This is a genomic window from Saccharothrix tamanrassetensis, from assembly GCF_014203665.1.
In the GTDB taxonomy this organism is placed as follows: domain Bacteria; phylum Actinomycetota; class Actinomycetes; order Mycobacteriales; family Pseudonocardiaceae; genus Actinosynnema; species Actinosynnema tamanrassetense.
Window position 1 is genome coordinate 135,845 of record NZ_JACHJN010000009.1, and the last position, 17,237, is coordinate 153,081.

The 17,237-nt window shown below is 71.7% G+C and carries 21 protein-coding genes; 13 read left to right on the forward strand and 8 right to left on the reverse strand.

The window, feature by feature from the left end; all coding sequences use genetic code 11:
* Window positions 1-20: 20 nt before the first annotated feature.
* Window positions 21-263, reverse strand: coding sequence for a hypothetical protein (locus FHS29_RS26600; protein WP_184695092.1), 243 nt, complete (start codon window positions 261-263; stop codon window positions 21-23).
* A gap of 90 nt (window positions 264-353) precedes the next feature.
* On the opposite strand from FHS29_RS26600, the gene FHS29_RS26605 reads away from it, so the two are divergent.
* From FHS29_RS26605 to FHS29_RS26615, 3 genes are all read left to right on the forward strand, one after another.
* A complete protein-coding gene (locus tag FHS29_RS26605; RefSeq protein ID WP_184695094.1) occupies window positions 354-1,181 on the forward strand; it encodes a helix-turn-helix domain-containing protein in 828 nt (275 codons plus the stop codon).
* The gene (locus FHS29_RS26610; RefSeq protein ID WP_376774472.1) at window positions 1,178-1,390 is read left to right on the forward strand and encodes a DUF397 domain-containing protein; all 213 of its coding nucleotides are present in this window, start codon (window positions 1,178-1,180) and stop codon (window positions 1,388-1,390) included. Before FHS29_RS26605 ends, FHS29_RS26610 begins: the two co-directional genes overlap by 4 nt.
* Window positions 1,391-1,526: 136 nt before the next feature.
* On the forward strand, window positions 1,527-2,540 hold the full coding sequence (locus FHS29_RS26615; RefSeq protein ID WP_184695096.1) for a glycerophosphodiester phosphodiesterase: 1,014 nt from the start codon (window positions 1,527-1,529) through the stop codon (window positions 2,538-2,540).
* Between the two features lie 89 nt (window positions 2,541-2,629).
* Here FHS29_RS26615 and FHS29_RS26620 read toward each other — a convergent pair whose 3' ends face one another.
* On the reverse strand, window positions 2,630-3,859 hold the full coding sequence (locus FHS29_RS26620) for a cytochrome P450 (protein ID WP_184695098.1): 1,230 nt from the start codon (window positions 3,857-3,859) through the stop codon (window positions 2,630-2,632).
* Between the two features lie 93 nt (window positions 3,860-3,952).
* On the opposite strand from FHS29_RS26620, the gene FHS29_RS26625 reads away from it, so the two are divergent.
* The 6 genes from FHS29_RS26625 (at window position 3,953) to FHS29_RS26650 (ending at window position 7,787) form a co-directional block, all read left to right on the forward strand.
* Window positions 3,953-4,660 carry a glycerophosphodiester phosphodiesterase gene (locus tag FHS29_RS26625; protein ID WP_184695100.1) on the forward strand — a complete coding sequence of 236 codons (708 nt, stop codon included), beginning with the start codon at window positions 3,953-3,955 and terminating at the stop codon, window positions 4,658-4,660.
* A 16-nt stretch (window positions 4,661-4,676) separates the two neighbouring features.
* Complete coding sequence (locus FHS29_RS26630) at window positions 4,677-5,621, forward strand: DUF5926 family protein (RefSeq protein WP_184695102.1); 945 nt, start codon at window positions 4,677-4,679, stop codon at window positions 5,619-5,621.
* A 66-nt stretch (window positions 5,622-5,687) separates the two neighbouring features.
* Entirely contained in the window at window positions 5,688-6,014 is a 327-nt protein-coding gene (locus tag FHS29_RS26635) for a DUF952 domain-containing protein (protein WP_184695104.1), read from the forward strand.
* Window positions 6,015-6,095: 81 nt separating this feature from the next.
* The gene (locus FHS29_RS26640) at window positions 6,096-6,635 is read left to right on the forward strand and encodes a SigE family RNA polymerase sigma factor (RefSeq protein WP_184695106.1); all 540 of its coding nucleotides are present in this window, start codon (window positions 6,096-6,098) and stop codon (window positions 6,633-6,635) included.
* The gene (locus FHS29_RS26645) at window positions 6,622-7,266 is read left to right on the forward strand and encodes a hypothetical protein (protein ID WP_184695108.1); all 645 of its coding nucleotides are present in this window, start codon (window positions 6,622-6,624) and stop codon (window positions 7,264-7,266) included. The genes FHS29_RS26640 and FHS29_RS26645 overlap by 14 nt, the downstream gene beginning before the upstream one ends.
* Window positions 7,263-7,787 carry a hypothetical protein gene (locus FHS29_RS26650; RefSeq protein ID WP_184695109.1) on the forward strand — a complete coding sequence of 175 codons (525 nt, stop codon included), beginning with the start codon at window positions 7,263-7,265 and terminating at the stop codon, window positions 7,785-7,787. Before FHS29_RS26645 ends, FHS29_RS26650 begins: the two co-directional genes overlap by 4 nt.
* 66 nt (window positions 7,788-7,853) lie before the next feature.
* Here the strand turns inward: FHS29_RS26650 and FHS29_RS26655 are convergent, their stop codons facing one another.
* Window positions 7,854-8,411 carry a ferritin gene (locus tag FHS29_RS26655; protein WP_184695111.1) on the reverse strand — a complete coding sequence of 186 codons (558 nt, stop codon included), beginning with the start codon at window positions 8,409-8,411 and terminating at the stop codon, window positions 7,854-7,856.
* Between the two features lie 94 nt (window positions 8,412-8,505).
* The gene (locus tag FHS29_RS26660; RefSeq protein WP_312865111.1) at window positions 8,506-9,753 is read right to left on the reverse strand and encodes an arginine deiminase; all 1,248 of its coding nucleotides are present in this window, start codon (window positions 9,751-9,753) and stop codon (window positions 8,506-8,508) included.
* 214 nt (window positions 9,754-9,967) lie between these two features.
* Between FHS29_RS26660 and FHS29_RS26665 the strand changes: the two genes are divergently transcribed.
* Both FHS29_RS26665 and FHS29_RS26670 read left to right on the forward strand, forming a co-directional pair.
* Window positions 9,968-10,330, forward strand: coding sequence for a hypothetical protein (locus FHS29_RS26665; RefSeq protein WP_184695113.1), 363 nt, complete (start codon window positions 9,968-9,970; stop codon window positions 10,328-10,330).
* Between the two features lies 1 nt (window position 10,331).
* Complete coding sequence (locus FHS29_RS26670; protein WP_184695115.1) at window positions 10,332-12,401, forward strand: caspase, EACC1-associated type; 2,070 nt, start codon at window positions 10,332-10,334, stop codon at window positions 12,399-12,401.
* Between the two features lie 4 nt (window positions 12,402-12,405).
* Here the strand turns inward: FHS29_RS26670 and FHS29_RS26675 are convergent, their stop codons facing one another.
* The 4 genes from FHS29_RS26675 to FHS29_RS26690 form a co-directional block, all read right to left on the reverse strand.
* A complete protein-coding gene (locus FHS29_RS26675) occupies window positions 12,406-13,065 on the reverse strand; it encodes a GOLPH3/VPS74 family protein (RefSeq protein WP_184695118.1) in 660 nt (219 codons plus the stop codon).
* Window positions 13,066-13,090: 25 nt separating this feature from the next.
* The gene (locus FHS29_RS26680) at window positions 13,091-14,344 is read right to left on the reverse strand and encodes an alpha/beta hydrolase family protein (RefSeq protein WP_184695120.1); all 1,254 of its coding nucleotides are present in this window, start codon (window positions 14,342-14,344) and stop codon (window positions 13,091-13,093) included.
* Between the two features lie 106 nt (window positions 14,345-14,450).
* The gene (locus FHS29_RS26685; protein ID WP_184695122.1) at window positions 14,451-15,209 is read right to left on the reverse strand and encodes a CPBP family intramembrane glutamic endopeptidase; all 759 of its coding nucleotides are present in this window, start codon (window positions 15,207-15,209) and stop codon (window positions 14,451-14,453) included.
* Between the two features lie 9 nt (window positions 15,210-15,218).
* Entirely contained in the window at window positions 15,219-15,977 is a 759-nt protein-coding gene (locus FHS29_RS26690) for a DUF2470 domain-containing protein (protein ID WP_184695124.1), read from the reverse strand.
* A 154-nt stretch (window positions 15,978-16,131) separates the two neighbouring features.
* On the opposite strand from FHS29_RS26690, the gene FHS29_RS26695 reads away from it, so the two are divergent.
* Together FHS29_RS26695 and FHS29_RS26700 are read left to right on the forward strand one after the other, a co-directional pair.
* On the forward strand, window positions 16,132-16,611 hold the full coding sequence (locus FHS29_RS26695) for a hypothetical protein (protein WP_312865126.1): 480 nt from the start codon (window positions 16,132-16,134) through the stop codon (window positions 16,609-16,611).
* A gap of 138 nt (window positions 16,612-16,749) precedes the next feature.
* A complete protein-coding gene (locus FHS29_RS26700) occupies window positions 16,750-17,226 on the forward strand; it encodes a hypothetical protein (RefSeq protein ID WP_184695126.1) in 477 nt (158 codons plus the stop codon).
* The last annotated feature ends 11 nt before the right edge of the window (window positions 17,227-17,237 follow it).

Sequence of the window (17,237 nt, forward strand, 5' to 3'; positions counted from 1 at the left end):
GCCCGCCGGCGTTCTGTTGCTCAAGTGGTGAGCGACACGTCGTCGCTGTCGAACTCCCAGACCAGGAGGAGCGGCACCCGCCGGCCCCACCGCCGGAGCGCGGCTTCGGCCGACTCGTGCTGACCGACGAAACCGCGACCGGTGTCGGGGTCACGCCGGTAGACGACGGCGGAGGTGCGCTCGTCGTCCATGATTTCCATGCCCCACGCGAAGATGCGCGTCGGGTCGGCCTCCGAGACCAGTGAGAACAGATTCGCTTCCATGCGGCCCACTGTGCGGCCGGAAAATACACACTTTGCGGTGAACAGCCTCGGAAATCCCACATCGGCGTTTTCCGCCGGCATCATGGTGTTGTGCCCACGCAACCACCGTTCCGCCGACGCCGCCTCGGGCGGAAGCTGGCGCGGCTGCGCGCCGATGCCGGCCTGACGCTGGACGCCGCAGCCGAAGCGCTGTTCAAGACCAGGTCCGCCCTCCACCGGATGGAGAAGGGCGAGACGCTGGTCGACGTCCACCTGGTCAAGTCGATGATGGACCTCTACGACCACTTCGACCCCGACCTGGTCGGGCAGACGGTCCGGGCGCGGCAGAAGGGTTGGTGGACGACCTTCAGGATCGAGAACCAGGGGTACGTAGACGTGGAGACCGAAGCGACCGAGGTGCGGGACCTGTCGCTGCTCATTGTCCCCGGCCTGCTGCAGACGGTCGGCTACATGCGTGCGCTGTTCGAGGGGCACCGCCTCAAGCGGAGTGCGAAGTGGCTGGAGAACGACATCGAGGTGCGGCGCATACGCCAGCGGAGGCTCACCGACCCGGACGACCCGCTGCGGCTGCACGCCATCGTCAACGAGGCCGCTCTGCGCACGGTGGTGGGCGGTCCGGCGGTGATGCGCGAGCAGTTGGAGCACCTCTGCCTGGTGGCCGAGCTGCCCAACGTGACCTTGCAGGTGGTGCCGAGTGCGGTGGGCATCCTGAACGGCCTGGCAAGTGGCTTCATCCTGCTGGGCTTCGGGGAACCGCGTGAACCGGACGTGCTCTTCATCGAGTACGTAACAGGTGCGATGCACGTCGAGGCCGAGGATGAGCTTCGCGAGGCTAGACTGACGTTCGCCGACATGGCTGCCAAGGCGCTGGGCGCAGTGGAGTCGGTCGCCCTGATCGAGCGGATTCTGGCCGAGTGAAAGAGGCGATGGCGGTGTCCATTGTGGACTTCTCGGGTGTGACGTGGCGCAAGAGCAGCCGTAGCAACGGCGCCAGCAACACCGCGTGCGTGGAGGTGGCGTTCGCCGGGGCCGCGGTGGGGGTTCGGGACTCCAAGAACCCGGCGGCCGGCACCCTGGCGTTCCCGGCTGCCCGGTGGGCGTTCTTCCTGCGCGGCACGGGTTCCTGATCCTGCTCCCGCGCTTCCGTTACCTGCCTGGGAGATGGTGGCCACACTTCGCGGTGAACGCGCCGCTGCCGGTTGTTCAACTCGCGTACTCCTGATGGCCCTTGGGACCGGAAACCCGGTCTGACACGTTGGGGCCATGCGGGCGGTTGTCGTGGCTGTGGTGCTGTCGTTGCTGGTCCCGGGTGTCGCCGACGCGCACCCGAAGCGCGGGTTCGACCTGCAGGCCCACCGGGGTGGGATCGGGTTGACCGTGGAGAGCACGTTGGCGGCGTTCGCCAAGGCGCTCGAAGTGGGCGTGACCACCCTCGAACTCGACGTGCAGATCACCAGGGACGGCCGTGAGGTCGTCACGCACGACCGCAGGACGAACCCGGCCAAGTGCGCCGACACGGCTCCGGCGACGCCCGGCGACCCGGCTTTCCCCTACGCGGGCAAGTACGTGAAGGACCTGACGTTCGCGCAGGTCCGCACGCTGGACTGCGGGTCGCGCCGGTGGGCGCAGTACCCCGGCCAGGCGCTGTCCCCCGGCGCGCGGATGCCGACGCTCGCCGAGGTCTTCGCGCTGGCCCGCAGGTACCGCGCGTACGGCGTGAAGTTCAACATCGAGACCAAGGTCGAAGCCGCCGCACCGCACGAGACCGCGCCGCGCGAGCAGTTCGTGGAGGTCACCGCGCGGGAGATCCGCCGGTCCGGCTTCTACCGCAACGTCACCATCCAGTCGTTCGACTGGGGCACGCTGATGCTCTGGCACCGGAAGGAGCCGCGCCTGCCGCTGGTCGCGCTGACCCAGCCCGAGTTCCTGCGCCCCGGCTCACCGTGGACGGGCGGGCTGGAGCTGGCGGACTTCGGCGGCAGCGTCGTGAAGGCCGTGCGGAGCTTCGGCGCGTCGGCCCTGTCCCCGGTGCACGGCAACCCGCAGAACGGTGAGGTCGGCGATCCGGACTACGTCCCGTTCACCACGAAAGCCCTGGTGGACGAGGCGCACGCGCACGGCCTGAAGGTCGTGCCGTGGACGGTCAACGACCCCGCCACCATGCACAAGCTCGTCGACGACGGCGTGGACGGCATCATCACCGACTACCCGGACCGGCTGCGGACCGTGCTGGCCGAGCGCGGGTTCAAGCTGCCCAAGCAGTACCGGCGCCGCTGAGCGGTCCGGACTGAGCGATCCCGACTGAGCGATCGGTGCTGAACGGCCTGTGCTGAACGGTCCGGACCGAGCCGTCAGGACGTGAGCGGTCAGGACGTGAGAGGCAGTTCGTGCAGGCCCCGGAGGACGAACTCGGCCCGGCGGCGGGGTTCGGCGGCGAGCCGCGCGGTCGGCAGCTTGCGGGTCAGCGCCGACAGCGCGGCCTGGACCTCGATGCGGGCCAGGGGTGCGCCCAGGCAGTAGTGGATGCCCATGCCGAAGCCCAGGTGCGGGTTCGAGGTCCGGCTCACGTCCAGCGCGTCCGGGTCCGCGAAGACCTCCGGGTCGCGCGCCGCCGCACCCAGCAGGGCGGCGATCTTCTGCCCTGGTTCCACGTGGAACCCCGCGATCTCCACCGGGGCGGTCGCGGTGCGCTCGAACAGCTGCAAGGGGGAGTCGTAGCGGATCAGTTCCTCGACCGCCGTGGAGAGGAGGGACTGATCCGCTACGAGGCGTTGCCACTGCTCGCGGTGGGCCATGAGGGCGTTCACGCCGTTGCCGATGACGTTGACCGTCGCCTCGTGGCCGGCCATGAGCAGCAGGACCGCGGTGGCGACCAGCTCGTCCTCGGTGAGCTTCGCGCCGTCCGTGCCGGTGACCGCGACCAGGTCCGACACCAGGTCGTCGCCGGGCGTCTCGCGCCGCAGCGACACCAGGTCGCGCAGGTAGCCGACGAACTCCGCCGCCGCGCGCTCGGCCGCCGCCTTCTTCTCCGGCGCGAGGTCGTACTCGTACATCTTCACGATGGCGTTCGACCACGGCTGGAGCAGCGGCCGGTCGGCGGCGGGCACGCCGAGCAGTTCCGCGATGACCTCCACCGGCAGCGGGGCGGCCACGTGGGACAGCAGGTCGGCCTGGCCCTCCGCCTCGATCGCGGCCACCAGCCCGTCCACCAGGCGGTCGGCCAGCTCGGTGATCCACGGCCGCAGCCGCTCCACGTGGCCGCGGCCGAACGCGGCGGCCACCAGGCGGCGCAGCCTGCCGTGGGTGGGCGGCTCGTTCTCCAGCAGCGAGTTGCGGTGCAGCAGGTTGAAGCTGGTGAACTGCTCGACCGGCTTCGCGTCGGTCCACAGCCGGCCCAGCGAGCGGTGCCTGAGGACGGCGGACGACGCCGCGTGCGACACCGCCAGCGCGACGCCCATCTCCTCGTGCCAGTGCACCTCGGCTTCGGCGCGCAGCGCGGCGAAGACGGGGTACGGATCCGCGATGAAGGCCGGATCGTGCTGGTCGAAGGGCGCCACGATCACGGACGGTAGGTGGTGAGCCCGACTCGCGTCCATTGGTGCGTGGTTGTTCGGTCAAACATTCAGCGAGCTGTGACCACAGGTAGCCGGGTTGACCCGTTCGGTACTCCACCAGGACCATTCCTGCTCGTGCCACCGGAACTCGTCGCCCACCGCGGGGCCTCCCACGCCCGTCCCGAACACACCCTCGCCGCCTACGAGTTGGCGATCGCCCAAGGCGCGGACGGGGTGGAGTGCGACGTCCGGCTGACCAGGGACGGGCACCTGGTGTGCGTCCACGACCGCACCATCGACCGGACCAGCGGCGGCAGCGGGGTGGTCAGCGCGATGACGCTGGACGAGCTGCGCCGGCACGACTTCGGCACCTGGCACGGCGGGGAGCCCGCGCCGGTGCTCACCTTCGACGAGCTGCTGGGGCTGGTCGCGGACAGCGGCGTGCGGCTGTTCGCGGAGACCAAGCACCCGGTGCGGTACCGGGGCGAGGTGGAGCGGAAGGTCGCCGAGGCGCTGGACGGTCACCGGGTGGACGCGGTGATGATGTCGTTCTCGGTGGCGGCGGTCCGGCGGTTCAAGGCGCTGCGGCCGGACGTGCCCACCGTGCTGCTGTTCGGCCGGGCCTGGCCGCAGCGGCTGCCGCCGTTCGCGGACATCGCCGGGCCGGGCGTGCACCTGCTCAGGCGGTACCCCGCGCGCGGGGCGGGCAGCTACTGCTGGACGGTCGACGAGGCCGATGACATCGCGTTGTGCGTCGAACGCGGTGTGCGGTTCCTCGCCACCAACAACCCGGCGCAGACGCGCGGCGTGCTGGGGGCTAACTTGACGCCCGACCAGCTCTGACCCGAAGGAGGCGGCGGTGGCGAAGCGGACGGCCGTGAAGAGCAAGCCCGCCGACGGCATCAACCCGCGCCAGCCGTGCCCGTGTGGCTCCGGCAAGCGCTACAAGGCCTGCCACGGCGGGGCCGGTGGTGCCGCGGACGTCATCGTGGCCCGCCCGTTCCAGGGGCTCGCCGCCGAGACCGAACTGATCGCGCTGCGCGAGTTCGTGCCGTCGGCGACGGTGCGGCTGCCGTTGCAGGACGCCCCGCGCGAGGTCGTGCTGGCCTCGGTGCTGCCGATGGCCGCCGCCGCGCTGATCCGGGCGGACGGCACCGCGTTCGTCGGGCTCCAGGTGCAGACACGTTCGGGTGATCTGAGCCGGGACCTGGCCCGGGCGGTGCGGTGGGCGCTGACCGCCGAGACCGGGGACGCGCTGCCCGTGGTGGGCCCGGACGACGGTGCCGAACCCGGCCGGCTCCAGGACCTGCTGGACGTGGACGCGGTGGTCGAGCCGGAGCTGCACACCGACTTCGCGTGGTGGATGCCGCCGGACGACGAGCCGACCGGCGACGTCGCCCTGTCGCTGGAGCGGGCGAACGCCGCGATCCTGCCGACCGAGCGGGTGGCCGCGCCGGGCGTGCGCGCCGCGTACTGGGTGGACGCCGGCGACAAGGCGCACCTGCGCTGGGTCCGGCCCGAGCCCGAGGAGCAGCTGCTGGCCGCGCTCGCCCGGCTGTCCGTGCGCGGTGAGCTGGACCTGGGCGAGGGCTCCCGGTACGCCGGGTCGTTCCGGGCGCACGGCCTGCTGGTGCCGGTGTGGGACCTGGACCGGGAACTGCACTCCAGCGAGTGGGCCGGCCCGGCGGAAGCCCTGGGCAAGCGTTTGCAGGAGGCGTTGAGCAGCCTGGACGCCGAGCAGCTGACCGAGGCCGAGCGGCGGGCCCGGGACGGGCTGCGGGGGCGGCAGATCACCCTGAGGTGAGTTGTCCACAGGTATTCCTGTGGTTGTCCACAGGCTGCTGTGGACAAGTCCGGAGAAGGTGGATGGATGCTGCTGCGGATCGCGTCACGGGAAGAGTGGGCACGCGCCCGGGACTCGGGCGCGATCCCGCTCGACCCGGACGGCTTCGTGCACTGCTCGGACCCGGGCACCGTGCACCTGCCCGCGAACCGGCTGTACCGCGGCCGGCACGACCTGGTGCTGCTGATGATCGACCCCGAGGGGCTTCCCGTGCTGTGGGAGCCGGGCGACGGTGACGAGGCCGGCCCGTGGTTCCCGCACGTCTACGGGCCGGTGCCGGCCGACGCGGTGGTCGGCGTGCAGGAGTTCACGCCGGACACCGACGGGGAGTTCCGGCCGTTGCCCGTTTTGTGACCTGAGGAGGGCAACCTGCCGCCCTCCTCAAGCGTGAACCCACCGACGGCGTACGGGGAGGTCGTCGGAAAGGGGAGCGAGGTGACGGCGGTCCTGCCGGCCGACCGGGCACGGGCTCAGGCCGACTTCGGGGAGTTCGTCCGGATGTCGCTGCCCGGTCTGCTGCGGTACGGGCACGCGCTCACCGGCAACCCGCACGACGCGGCCGACCTGGTCCAGTCCGTCCTGGAGAAGGTCGGCGCGCGGTGGGGTCCGCTGCTGCGCAAGGACGTCGAACCGATCGCGTACGCGCGGCGGGCGATGGCCAACGCGCACATCAGCCGGTGGCGGCGGCACCGCCGGGAGCACCTCGTCGCCGACCTCCCCGACGTCGTCGCGAGCGCCGGCGTGGACCGGCTCGACCACGAGCCGCTGTGGCAGGCCCTGCGCGAGCTGCCGCCGCGGCAGCGCGCGGTGGTCGTGCTGCGCTTCTACGAGGGGCTGTCCGAGCAGGAGATCGCGGACTCGCTCGGCATCTCGCCCGGCACGGTGAAGAGCCAGAACAGCAAGGCGATGGCCTCGCTGCGGCGACGGCTGGGCGAGCCCGGGAGCGAGGGAGGTGAGTCGGGTGGAGCTGGATGAGCGGTTGCGGGAGCTGTTCCAGGACGATCGCCTCGATCTCCCGGTCCGGCCCGGTGCGGAGCACGTGATCGTGGTCGGGGCGCGGCGTCGGCGGCGGGCCCGGGTCGCGGTGGCCGGTGCGCTGGCCGGGGTGGTGGTGCTCGGCGGTGCCTTCGGTGCGGCCGGGCTGCGCGACCTCGGGGGCACGACCGTGGGCGCTCCACCGGGCGTGGAGACGATGACGGTCACCGTGCCGGCCCGGGCGTTGGAACCGCCGGCGTACGCCAACTTCCGGCTGGGGATGACCGACGCCGAGGCCCGCGCCACCAAAGCGTTGCTGCTGCCGGGGCGTGAAGGCGTGTGCACCGCCTACTCGACGTCGGTGGACAGCGGGGACGCCGTCGTCGTGTCCCGCCGGCACGGGGTGGTGCGCATCTCGCTGCCGCCGAAAGGCGTCACGCCGTCGGGCGTGGGGGACGGGGCTTCGCTGGAAGGGGTGCGCGAGGCGTACCCGTCGGTGTCCGTCCAGGGGGACCGGGCCCACGTGGCCATGGCCCCGGAGTGGCGGTACGTGTTCCTGCTGGACCAGGGGAAGGTGTCCGCCACGCGGATCGAGCGGGTGGGCAGCGAGTGCGATCTGGGGGGCTCGTGAGGGCGTTGGTGTCGGCGGCCTGCTCGGTGCTGTCGGCCGGGCTGTTGGCCGGGTGCGCGTCGGCGGAGGTGGTGGAGAACCGGCCGCGCGGGGCCGCGTCCACGGTGGTGCAGACGGTCGTGGTGGACGACGTGCCCGTGCTGCGGCCCGAGGGGTTCGGCGCGGTCCGGCTGGGCATGACCACGGCGGAACTGCAGCGGACCGGGGAGGTCGGGGAGGTCGCCGACATGCCCGAGGCGTCCTGCGTGATGCACGAGTTGAAGCGCGCCAAGGGCTGGGTCGGGGTGGACGCCGGCGTGGCCGTCGAAATCTGGCTGGAAGGCGGGGCGCGGACCGCGGACGGGTTGCGGTTCGGGGATTCCCGGGAGCGGATGCGGGCCGTTTATCCCCAGGTCGTGATGGACCAGCACGGGTTCACGCTCGCGGCCGGGAGTGACGTGCGCTACTTCTTCTACTTCGTGAGCGCCGGTGACACGTTGACCGGCATGGGAATCAACCGGCCGACCACCGGGTGTCGGTGAGCGCGGTCGCGGAAACGGCGCCGGGGCATTCCGCTGCGGAATGTCCCGGCGCCGTCGCGAAGGTCGTCAGACCGCGCCGCCGGCCACCCTGGGAGCGGTCGGGTCGGCCGTTTCGCCGACCGACTCGCGGGTGAGGAAAGCCTCCACGTGGAACAGGTTGCCGTCCGCCCGGTCCATCACGGTGAGCAGCGTGCTCATCGCCGAGACCTCCTCCACCTGCTCCTTGAGGAACCACTGGAGGAACTGCTCGCCGAGGTAGTCGCCCTCGTCGCGGGCGGTCTTGGCGAGCTGAACGACCTGGTCGGTGACCGCCTTCTCCTGCTGGAGCGCCAGCTCCACCGGCTCGCGGGCGGTGCTGAAGTCGTTGCGCACCTCGTCCACGCCGGGAACGCCCACCTGGAGATCGCTGTCCATCAGGTACTGGATGATCATCATGGCGTGGTTGCGCTCTTCCAGCGCCTGCTGGTAGAAGTGCGACGCCAGGCGCGGCAGGTCGTTGTGGTCGTACCACACCGCGATGGCCACGTACTGCTGGGACGCGGTGAACTCATTCCGGACCTGGGCCTGGAGCAGGTCGTGGAACTTCGACGTGCGGGATGAAATCTTCTTCAGGTTCACGGCCATGCCGGGACATTAACCCAATCCGCCGCCCGATGCATTGCAGGTAAGGCTAATAACGGTATGGCTCGCCTAAGCTTTGTTCGGTCAGCCTTTCCTATTATTTCAACGCTGCGCGATCGATCGGGCACGACATGCAACGGGGCCCGCCCCGGCCGGAGCCGAGTTCCGAACCGCTGATCCGCAGCACCTCCACTCCGGCGTCCTCGAGCCGGGCGTTGGTCTCCACGTTGCGCTCGTAGGCGACCACCAGACCGGGGCCCACGGCGAGCGTGTTGTTCCCGTCGTCCCACTGCTCGCGTTCGGCGGTCACCGCGTCCAGGCCGGTGTCGATGACGCGCAGCTTCTCGATGCCCATGGCCTCGGCCGCCGCGTCCAGGAAGGGGGTGCGGTCGTGCACCACGACACCGCCGTCGCCGTCCGAGCGCACCGGGTAGGCGAACAGGTTGTCGCGCACCGCCGGGTACATCACCACGGCGTCCCGGTCGACCATCGTGCAGACCGTGTCCAGGTGCATGGTGGCGCGTTCCTGGGTGATCGGCACGGCCAGCACGGTGTGCGCGAGACCGTCGCGCAGCGCGGAACGGGCGAACGACTCCGCGCCGGCCGGGGTGGTCCGCTCGCCCACGCCGATCGCCAGCACGCCGGGTGCCAGCAGCAGCACGTCGCCGCCCTCCACCGGGGCCGAGTGGGCACCGTAGGCGCGGCCGGTCTTGCGGAACCTCGGGTGGTAGGCGTAGATCAGGTCGGTCAGCGCCGTCTCGCGGTCGCGGGCGGGCAGCGCGAGGGACGTGATGGCCACCCGGTCGCCCACCCAGACCGACGAGTCGCGGGTGAACAGCAGGTTGGGCAGCGGGTCCACGGCGAAGTCGATCGGGTGGTGCATCTTGCGCACCAGGGACGCGCCCTCGGCGGCCGGCAGCTCCTCGAAGGTCATCCCGGTCATCAGCGCGGTGGCCAGCTGTTCCGGGCTGATCGACGTCAGGTGCGAGCGCAGCGCGTCGGCCAGGTCGATGCCCAGCCGGCGTTCGTTGACCGCGCTGTGGATGCCCGCGATCCGCGCCCGGTCGTCGTGCAGCGCCGCCACCAGCAGGTCCGACAGCAGCAGGACCTCGGTGCCCCGGCCCCGCAGGACCTCGGCGAACGCGTCGTGCTCCTCCTGCGCCCGGTCCACCCACGGCACGCCGTCGAACAGCAGCTGGTCGTTGTTGCGGGGCGTCAGCCGCTTGAGCTCGGCGCCGGGCCGGTGCAGCAGCACCGTGCGCAGCGGGCCTACCTCGCTGTCGACGCGGGGCGCCGGGTTCGGCGTGCCGTCCAAGTGCTCCGTCCGGGCGATGTGCGCAGTCACGTAGCCGAGGGTAACCCGACGTCGGCGAATCGTGCAGCTCTGAGTGGCCTACTCCGGTGAAGCTCGATCGTATGAACGGCTGAACGTAGCGAATCGTTAAGTCTTGTGCGGCTTCCGGGGTGTAAACGTTGCGTGGTCGAGTGGACTGGCGGTGGCATCCGCCGGCGGCCCTTGCGGGGCTTGGGATGATCGTGGCCTACCGGGGAGGGGTTCCTTGTTCCACTTGACGATCGACGCGCCCGGCGGTGCCGCGTCCGCCACGAACATGCTGCTGGAAGAGCTGCTCAGGGGCGCTCGGGTGGACGTGCGGCACGCGCCCGCGACGCTGCCCGACGGTGCCAAGAGCGGCACCGGCATGGCGATCTCCGAACTGCTGCTCAACGGCGCGGTGCCCGCCGCGGTGGCGGCGGCCGTCGCGTCCGTAATCACCGCATTCGTGCAACGGGGCAGCGCGCGCAAGGTGGTGATCAGGTCCGGCGACGAGTCGATCACCGTGCAGGGCGGCGACGCCCGCACCCAGCGGGCCCTGGTGGAGGACTGGCTGAAGAAGCACGAGTCGCCCGCCGTCGAGGAGTGAGGTGGGCCGGTACGCGCTGCTCGTCGCGACCGGCGAGTACGCCGACGCCCGGCTGAGCAGGCTGCGGGCGCCGTCGCAGGACGTGGAGCGGCTGGCGGCGCTGCTGGAGGACCCGGAGGTCGGCGGGTTCGCCGGGGTGAAGGTGCTGCGGGACGCCGCCGACCACGAGATCCGGCGGGCCGTGGAGGACGTCCTGGCGTCGCGGGCACCGGACGACCTCGTGCTGCTCTACTTCTCGTGCCACGGGCTGACCACGGCGGCGCGGCGGCTGTACTTCGCGGCGGCGAACACCGTGCAGGACCGGCCCGCCGGGACGGCGATCCCCCGGACGTTCCTCAACGAGCAGTTGGAGGACTGCCGGGCGGCGGGGCGGATCCTGGTGCTGGACTGCTGCTTCAGCGGGGCCTACGTCGAGGGGTTCAAGGACGCGTCCTCCGCCGTGCTGGACGACGGTGGCGAGGGGTACGTGGTGCTGACCGCGTCCAACGCCTACGAGTACGCGTTCGAAGAGGACACGCTGTCGTTGGAGGCCCCGCGGGCTTCGCTGTTCACCGACGTGGTGATCGAAGGGCTGTCCAGCGGGGCGGCCGATCTCGACGGCGACGGGTGGATCGACGTCAACGAGCTGTTCTCGTACGCGTACCGGGAGGTGCGCGGCCGGCGGTCCGACCAGACGCCGCAGTTCTTCGCGCAGTCCGCCGGACCTCCGTTGCGGGTCGCCCGCGCCGGCGGGTCCGTGCCTTCCGCGGTGCGGCGCTCGGCGTCGTACACGTCCGGGCAGCTGCTGGTGGCGCGGGGTTTCCGGGCGGCGGCCGAGCCGGTGTGCCGGACGTTGGGGCCGTTGGGGCGGCGGTCCGTCGTGTTCGTGGACGGCCGGCCGGTGGAGTTGGCCGACGCCGCCGCGATCGCCGCGGCCTTCCAGCCCGACGACCCGCGGGACGCGTTGGGCGCTTCCTACGTGCGGGAGCTGATTTCGGAGGTGCACCTGGCCTGCGGGGACGGCGGGGCTTCGGCGGTGGCCGTGGCGCAGGGTGCGATCGGGCGGCTCATCGAGGCCATGCGGGACGGGCACAACCCCGTCCGGCTGCTGCGCGGCGTGCGGGCGGCGGCTGCTCGGACGGACGACCTGCTCGACGGCATGGCGGTGCCGCTGGGCACGGCCGACGTGGCGCGGCTGGCGTCCGCCGCGTCGGGCAGTCCGTACATCGGGGGCATGGTCGAGCACGTGGTCGGGGTGACCGGGCGGCAGGGCGCGGTGCTGGTGGAGGAGGGCATCCGGCCGGCGATCGACTACGAGATCACCCGAGGGCTCCGGTTCGACCGGGGGTACGCCTCCGCGCTGTTCGTGACGGACGTCGGTCGGCGTGCGGCGGTGTTGGCTGACGCCCACGTCCTGCTGTTCTCCGGTGGGCTCACCGACCAGGCGCTGTCCTTGGTGGCCAAGAGCGAGCGCGGTCCCCTGCTGGTGGTGTGCGAGTCGTTGTCGGACGTGCTCCTGTCGGCGCTGCTGCGGCGCGGTGAAGCCCTTGTGGTGATCGCGGAGAACGCCACGCTGTCGCGATTGCAGGCCGTGGTCGGCGGCCTGGTGCTGGACGCCGACCTGGTACTGGCGGCGGACTCGAAGGCGTTCGGGCACGCGGCCAAGGTGGTGGCGACCGAACGGGACACCACCGTGGTGGGCAGCTGGCCGTTGGCCCTCGGACCGGACACCGCGATCGTCGGAGGTGACGCGGCGGCGCGCATCCGGGCCGGTGCGGAGGACGTCCTGCGGATCGACCGGGCTGTGCGGTCGGTGCGCAGTGCCGCGCACGACGGGGTGTTGCGCGGCGGCGGCATGGGGTTGCGGGCGCTCGGGGAGCGGTTGGCGGCCGAGGCGGGAGGGCCGCCGACCGAGGTCGCGGGGTGGCGGGCGTTGGCCGGCGCGTTGGCCGAGCCGTCGCGGCGGATCGCCGAGAACGCGGCGGTGGAGGTGCACGAACTGGACCCGTCGCTGATCGACTCCGTCGGCACGGCGCGAGCCGTGGTGGCGGCCGCCGCGCGCACCGCGGCCCGGTTCCTGCTGGTGGCCTGAGGCGCTAGCTGGTCGCGGCCGGGACGACCACCGCGACCATGACCGCCGTGAGGGCGGCCTGGACCTGTTCGATCGCCTTGCGGGTGGCGTCGGACGCCCAGTCGCCCTCGGTGATGGCCTTCAGCCGGGCCTTGACCCGGTCGCGGGGCAGGTCGGTGAAGACCTTGCGGTCGAACTGGACGGCTTTGATCAGGCCGCAGAGGGCTGCCGTGCGGGGGTCGACCGGGTCGTCGGTGGCGACGGCGGCGGTCAGCCGTTGGCGCACCTCGGTCTCCAGCGGCGGTTCCACGCCACCCGGCGACGGGAAGCGGGTGCGCGGGATGACCCAGAGGACCCGGTCCTGCTCGCGGCGCAGGACGCCGGCCTCGGCCAGGCCGTCCAGCACCTGGTCGGTGAGTCCCTTGGCGAGCTTCTCCACCCAGTACTGGGGTTTGCGCAGCTTGTCGTCGGCGATCCGGGTCAGCGCCTCGTCCAGGGCCGGGTGTCCGATCGGGGCGGTGCTCAGCGCTGCCACCCGCTTGTCGACCACGTCGACCCGGCCCGCGATGGCGAGTTCGACCAGCACCGCGCCGGCCAGGCCGTAGCCCAGGGAGGGCTGGCCGAGCCGGCGGGTGCCGTCGTCGTCGTAGGCCAACAGGGCCAGTTCGTCGGCGAGAGTCAACATGCGTCCACCATAGGCGGACCGCAGGTCAGGCGATGAACCTCGTGTCCGGGTGGCACGCCGGGCCGTGGTCGAACAGGTAGCCGTTGCGGCGCTTCAAGTGCAGGTCGAAGAAGTCCGCGAAGTAGTCGTGCTGCGCGGCCAGCGAGCGGTTCGCGTCGATCGCGCCGACCAGCTCCTCCTTCTTACCGGGCTTGAGGATGGGGGCCAGCTGCGGCGCGACGAACTGGAGGTCGGTGAAGCTGTAGTGGGTGCTGCGGTCGAAGTGCAGGTCGCGCTTCCAGCCGCGCTGGTTCTGCCAGAACCGGTACCAGGTCGGGTCGAACTCGGTCTCGGTGTGCGAGTGCACGATGACCTTGCCGGTCCCCGGGTCCACGAAGTCGCCGCCCACCAGCATGAACGGCCGGTCCAGGCCGTGCTTCACGACCTCGCCGTCCTCGCCCCAGGCCATCGAGCCGTCGATGTTGATGCCCGCGTCGACGCGGCGGTCGTGGTACATCGTCTCGCCCGCCGTGTAGCCGCCGTACGAGTGGCCGAACATGCCGACCTTCGACAGGTCCAGCGAGCCCGCCAGGCCGCGCGGCAGCGGGTCGCGCTCGGCGTCCGGGTTGTCGCCCCGGTCCAGCCTGGTCAGCTGGTCCAGCACGAACCGGCTGTCCGCCACGCGGGTGTCGATCGCGGTCTTGCGGGCCGCCGGGTCCTCCTGGTCGACGCTGCCGGTGAGGACGCGCCCGTCCGGGAACTCGACGCCCGCCGCCTCGTGGGTGTGCGAGATCGACGCGACGACGTAACCCCGGCCGGCCAGGTCGTCGGTCAGGGCGACGTTGAGCTCCCTGGCCCCGCCGAAGCCGTGCGAGAACAGCACGACCGGCCAGTCGCCGCGCGAGCGGTCGACGCCGGCACCGGCGCGGGCCCGCCGCTCGGCCGAGCCCCAGTCGACCGAGCCGGGTGGCAGGTCCAGCAGGTACGGGCCGGTCGCGAGGGCGTCGATCACGCTGCGGACGCCCGGTGTCATCCAGGTGGCGCGGTCCCCGTTGCGGTGTGCGGGGTAGCTGACGGTGACCATCAGCTCGCGCTTGTCGGCGGGGTGCCACGGGTCCTGGCGGGTGTCCACCAGGTGCAGGTCGATGGTGCCGACCGGATAACGGCCGCTCAGTGGCGGTATGCCGAGCTCCGCGCCCGCCCCGGTCGCGGTCTGGGCGGAGGCCGGTGGGGCGAGCAGGGTCGCGGCGATCGCGATGCCGGCGGTCAGGCCGAACGCGCGTTTGAGCAGTGTGGACACAGGAAAGTCCCCTCCTTGCCGGTGGCGGCAGGGCTCATGCTGGCAAGGGCCGCTCCACTCGCGCGTCAGCCTGACGGCGGAGGTGGAATACCCCGAAAGGGTGTCGTCACGGCAGCCACGACACGGTTCCCCGCAACAGCGTGTAGCCGACGAAGGCCACCACGTCGAGCAGGGTGTGCGCGACGATCAGGACCCACAGCCGGTTGGTGCGCTGCCACACCTTGCCGAACACCAGGCCCATGACGACGTTGCCGACGAACCCGCCGAAGCCCTGGTACAGGTGGTACGAGCCGCGCAGCACCGCACTGGCCAGCAGCGCGGTGTTGTCGCGCCACCCGAGCTGCTTCAGGCGCGTGATGAGGAAGCCGACGACCAGCACTTCCTCGGCCCACGCGTTGCCCGCCGCCGACAGCACGAGCACCACGCTGCGCCACCACGACTCGTCCAGGGTGGACGGCTGCACGGCGAGGTTGAAGCCCAGCTTCCAGGCGATCAGGTAGAAGACCAGCCCGGGGATGCCGATGACGGCCGCCAGGCCGAGGCTGCCCAGCGCGTCCGGCCCGACCCTGGTCCGGTCCAGCCCCAGGGCCTTGAGCCGGATGCCGCTGCGCCACAGCAGGTACAGGCCGAGCCCGCCCCACGCGGCCAGCTGCACCACGCTCAGCAGCTGCGCGATCAGGTCCAGCAGGTCGAACCGCGCCTGCGGCACGTTGATCGCCACCGACTGCTGGTTCAGCGGCTTCGGCTGGAGCAGGCTGTCCAGCAGCCGCACCAGGCTGCGCAGGCCGGACAGGCCGAGCGTGACCGCGAAGACCAGCAGGATCTCGACCTGGTAGCCGCGGCGTTCGGCGCGTTCCTCGATCACCCGGGCAGGTTAGCCGCGCTGTGCCAGGAACGGGCAGCCCATCAGCCTGCGCAGCTCGCCGGCCAGTTCGTTCGACGTCGCGACCGGCTGGGAGAACGCGATCCGCACGTCGTGGTCCTCGGCGTCGGTCTCCACCCGCAGCCGCAGCCCGAACCGGTCCAGGCCCAGCGGCCGGACGTGCCCGCCGCGCAGCTCGTCCGGCAGGTGCCTGCCGAGCAGGCCGACGACGTCGCGGTGGGACAGCTCCAGGTGCCGCAGCCAGTGGTCCTCGTGCCGGTGGAACGGGTCCGGGTCGGCCTGCGCGAACAGCTCCGGGCGCAGCGACGTGGTGCCCTCGGCGTCCGCGACCACCAGCGAGGCCGGGCTGAGCCGGAGCACGGACGCGCCGTGGCCGACGTCCAGCAGACGCGGGTCGGGGCGTTCGTCGGCCACGTCCAGGCTCGCCGTGCGGGCCTCTTGCGGGTCCAGCGTGCGCAGCCAGCCGGTGATCCAGAGCAGTCCGCGCACCGGCTCGCGCAGCTGCACGGCCGCGTGGTCGGCGATCTCCAGCATGGCGGTGATCTCGGTGCCCCGCGCCGCCTCGGTGAGGGGGTGGTCGTCGGGCAGCAGGAGCGTGGCGTCGCCGCGGGCGTGCACGTGGTGCAGCACCGGGACCACCCGGTTGTCCGTGCCGTCCGACGGCAACAGGGCCGCGCGCCCACCCCTGGCGGCGATGGTGCGCGCTCGCTCCGCCGGGTGCGGGGCGGGCGGTCGACGGTTCTCGGTCACCGCTCACCTCCAGACTTAGGGCAGCCTAACTTGGAGTCGGGCGTGCGCGGTAGTCCCTCGGTCGGCGGATCGCCGCGGGATCGTCCGCCACTTCGTGGTTGCCCGCTGACGGGAAGGGTCTCATGGCCCTAGCCTGGGCACCGCCTTGGCGGAGGTGGCCGTGGTCGTGCCGAACAAGCCGTCCACCGAAGGTGCGGCGCTCGATGACCGGTGGACCCGGCACTGCCTGGAGATCGCAAGTCGCCGGGCGTTCTGCTGGGTCGTCCTCGGCGTGCTCGCGTTCGTCGGGCAGTTGGTGCTGGTGCTGGTCGCCGAGGTGTCGTCCGACCTGCCGGTGACGCTGCTGATGTTCTCGGTCGTGGTGCTCGGCCTGGCGCTGACCCGACGACAACCGCTCGCCCGCGTGATGGCCGACCGCACCTGGCAGTACGTGCGGGTGCACTGGCGCAACGGCCTGCTGGTCGTGCACGGCCCCCGGCCGGTGGTGCTGGACGTCAGCGCCGGACCGCTGGCCCGCGGCCGGATCAGCAGGCACCGGCGGGCGTGGCTGGTGGCGCCGGACCGGGAGGGCAACACCGTCGTGACGTTCCGGGGGGTGCCCCGGCTGTTCCCCGCGCGGGTGCGCCGGCGGTGAGCGCGGCCGGTGCCTCCAGGGGTGTCTCAGGGGTGCTTTCGGGTGACTTCGGGTGACTTCGGGTGGTGAGTTTCGTCTCGGCGGTTTTGATGATCATCTTTTCGGCAAACCGGGCCGTTGACGGGTATCTCTGGTTTGGTGGGAGCAGTGGTGGGCGAGGAGTGGACGAAGCGGTGCCTGACCCGCGCGGATCAGCGCGCGGTGGGGTTCATCGGGCTCGCGCTGCTGTCGTTCGTCGTGCTGTGGCTCGTGTCGCTGTGGATCGGCTCCCGCTGGGTGTTCGTGCTGACCCCGCTGTGCATCGAGTTCGCGGTGCCCGGCCTCCGGCACTTCTTCAGCCGCCACGTCGTGCGCCGGCTCGCCGACCGGTTCCAGTGGCACCAGGTCGCGGTCTCGTTCGTGCCCGGCCGGGCACGGGTGGGGCGGCAGGCGTACCTGGAGACCGCCGGTTCGGACCGGACGTTCCTGCGGCTGCCCGAGATGCCCGAACGCGTCCGCGAACAGGTGCGCCGCACCGGACGGCTGTGGCTGGCCGGCCCGGACGACCGCGGCCGGACCGCCGTGCTGACCCGCGACACCCCGTTCCTGACCCTCGGCCGGGTCGTCATCCGCTAGCGCTCCCCGGG

Bases quoted from the DNA above. Each gene is read 5' to 3' on its own strand.
- FHS29_RS26600 (WP_184695092.1), bottom strand. From the start codon at position 263: ATGGAAGCGAATCTGTTCTCACTGGTCTCGGAGGCCGACCCGACGCGC.
- FHS29_RS26655 (WP_184695111.1), bottom strand. From the start codon at position 8,411: ATGGCCGTGAACCTGAAGAAGATTTCATCCCGCACGTCGAAGTTCCAC.
- FHS29_RS26620 (WP_184695098.1), bottom strand. From the start codon at position 3,859: ATGGACGCGAGTCGGGCTCACCACCTACCGTCCGTGATCGTGGCGCCC.
- FHS29_RS26675 (WP_184695118.1), bottom strand. From the start codon at position 13,065: ATGTTGACTCTCGCCGACGAACTGGCCCTGTTGGCCTACGACGACGAC.
- FHS29_RS26635 (WP_184695104.1), top strand. From the start codon at position 5,688: ATGCTGCTGCGGATCGCGTCACGGGAAGAGTGGGCACGCGCCCGGGAC.
- FHS29_RS26615 (WP_184695096.1), top strand. From the start codon at position 1,527: ATGCGGGCGGTTGTCGTGGCTGTGGTGCTGTCGTTGCTGGTCCCGGGT.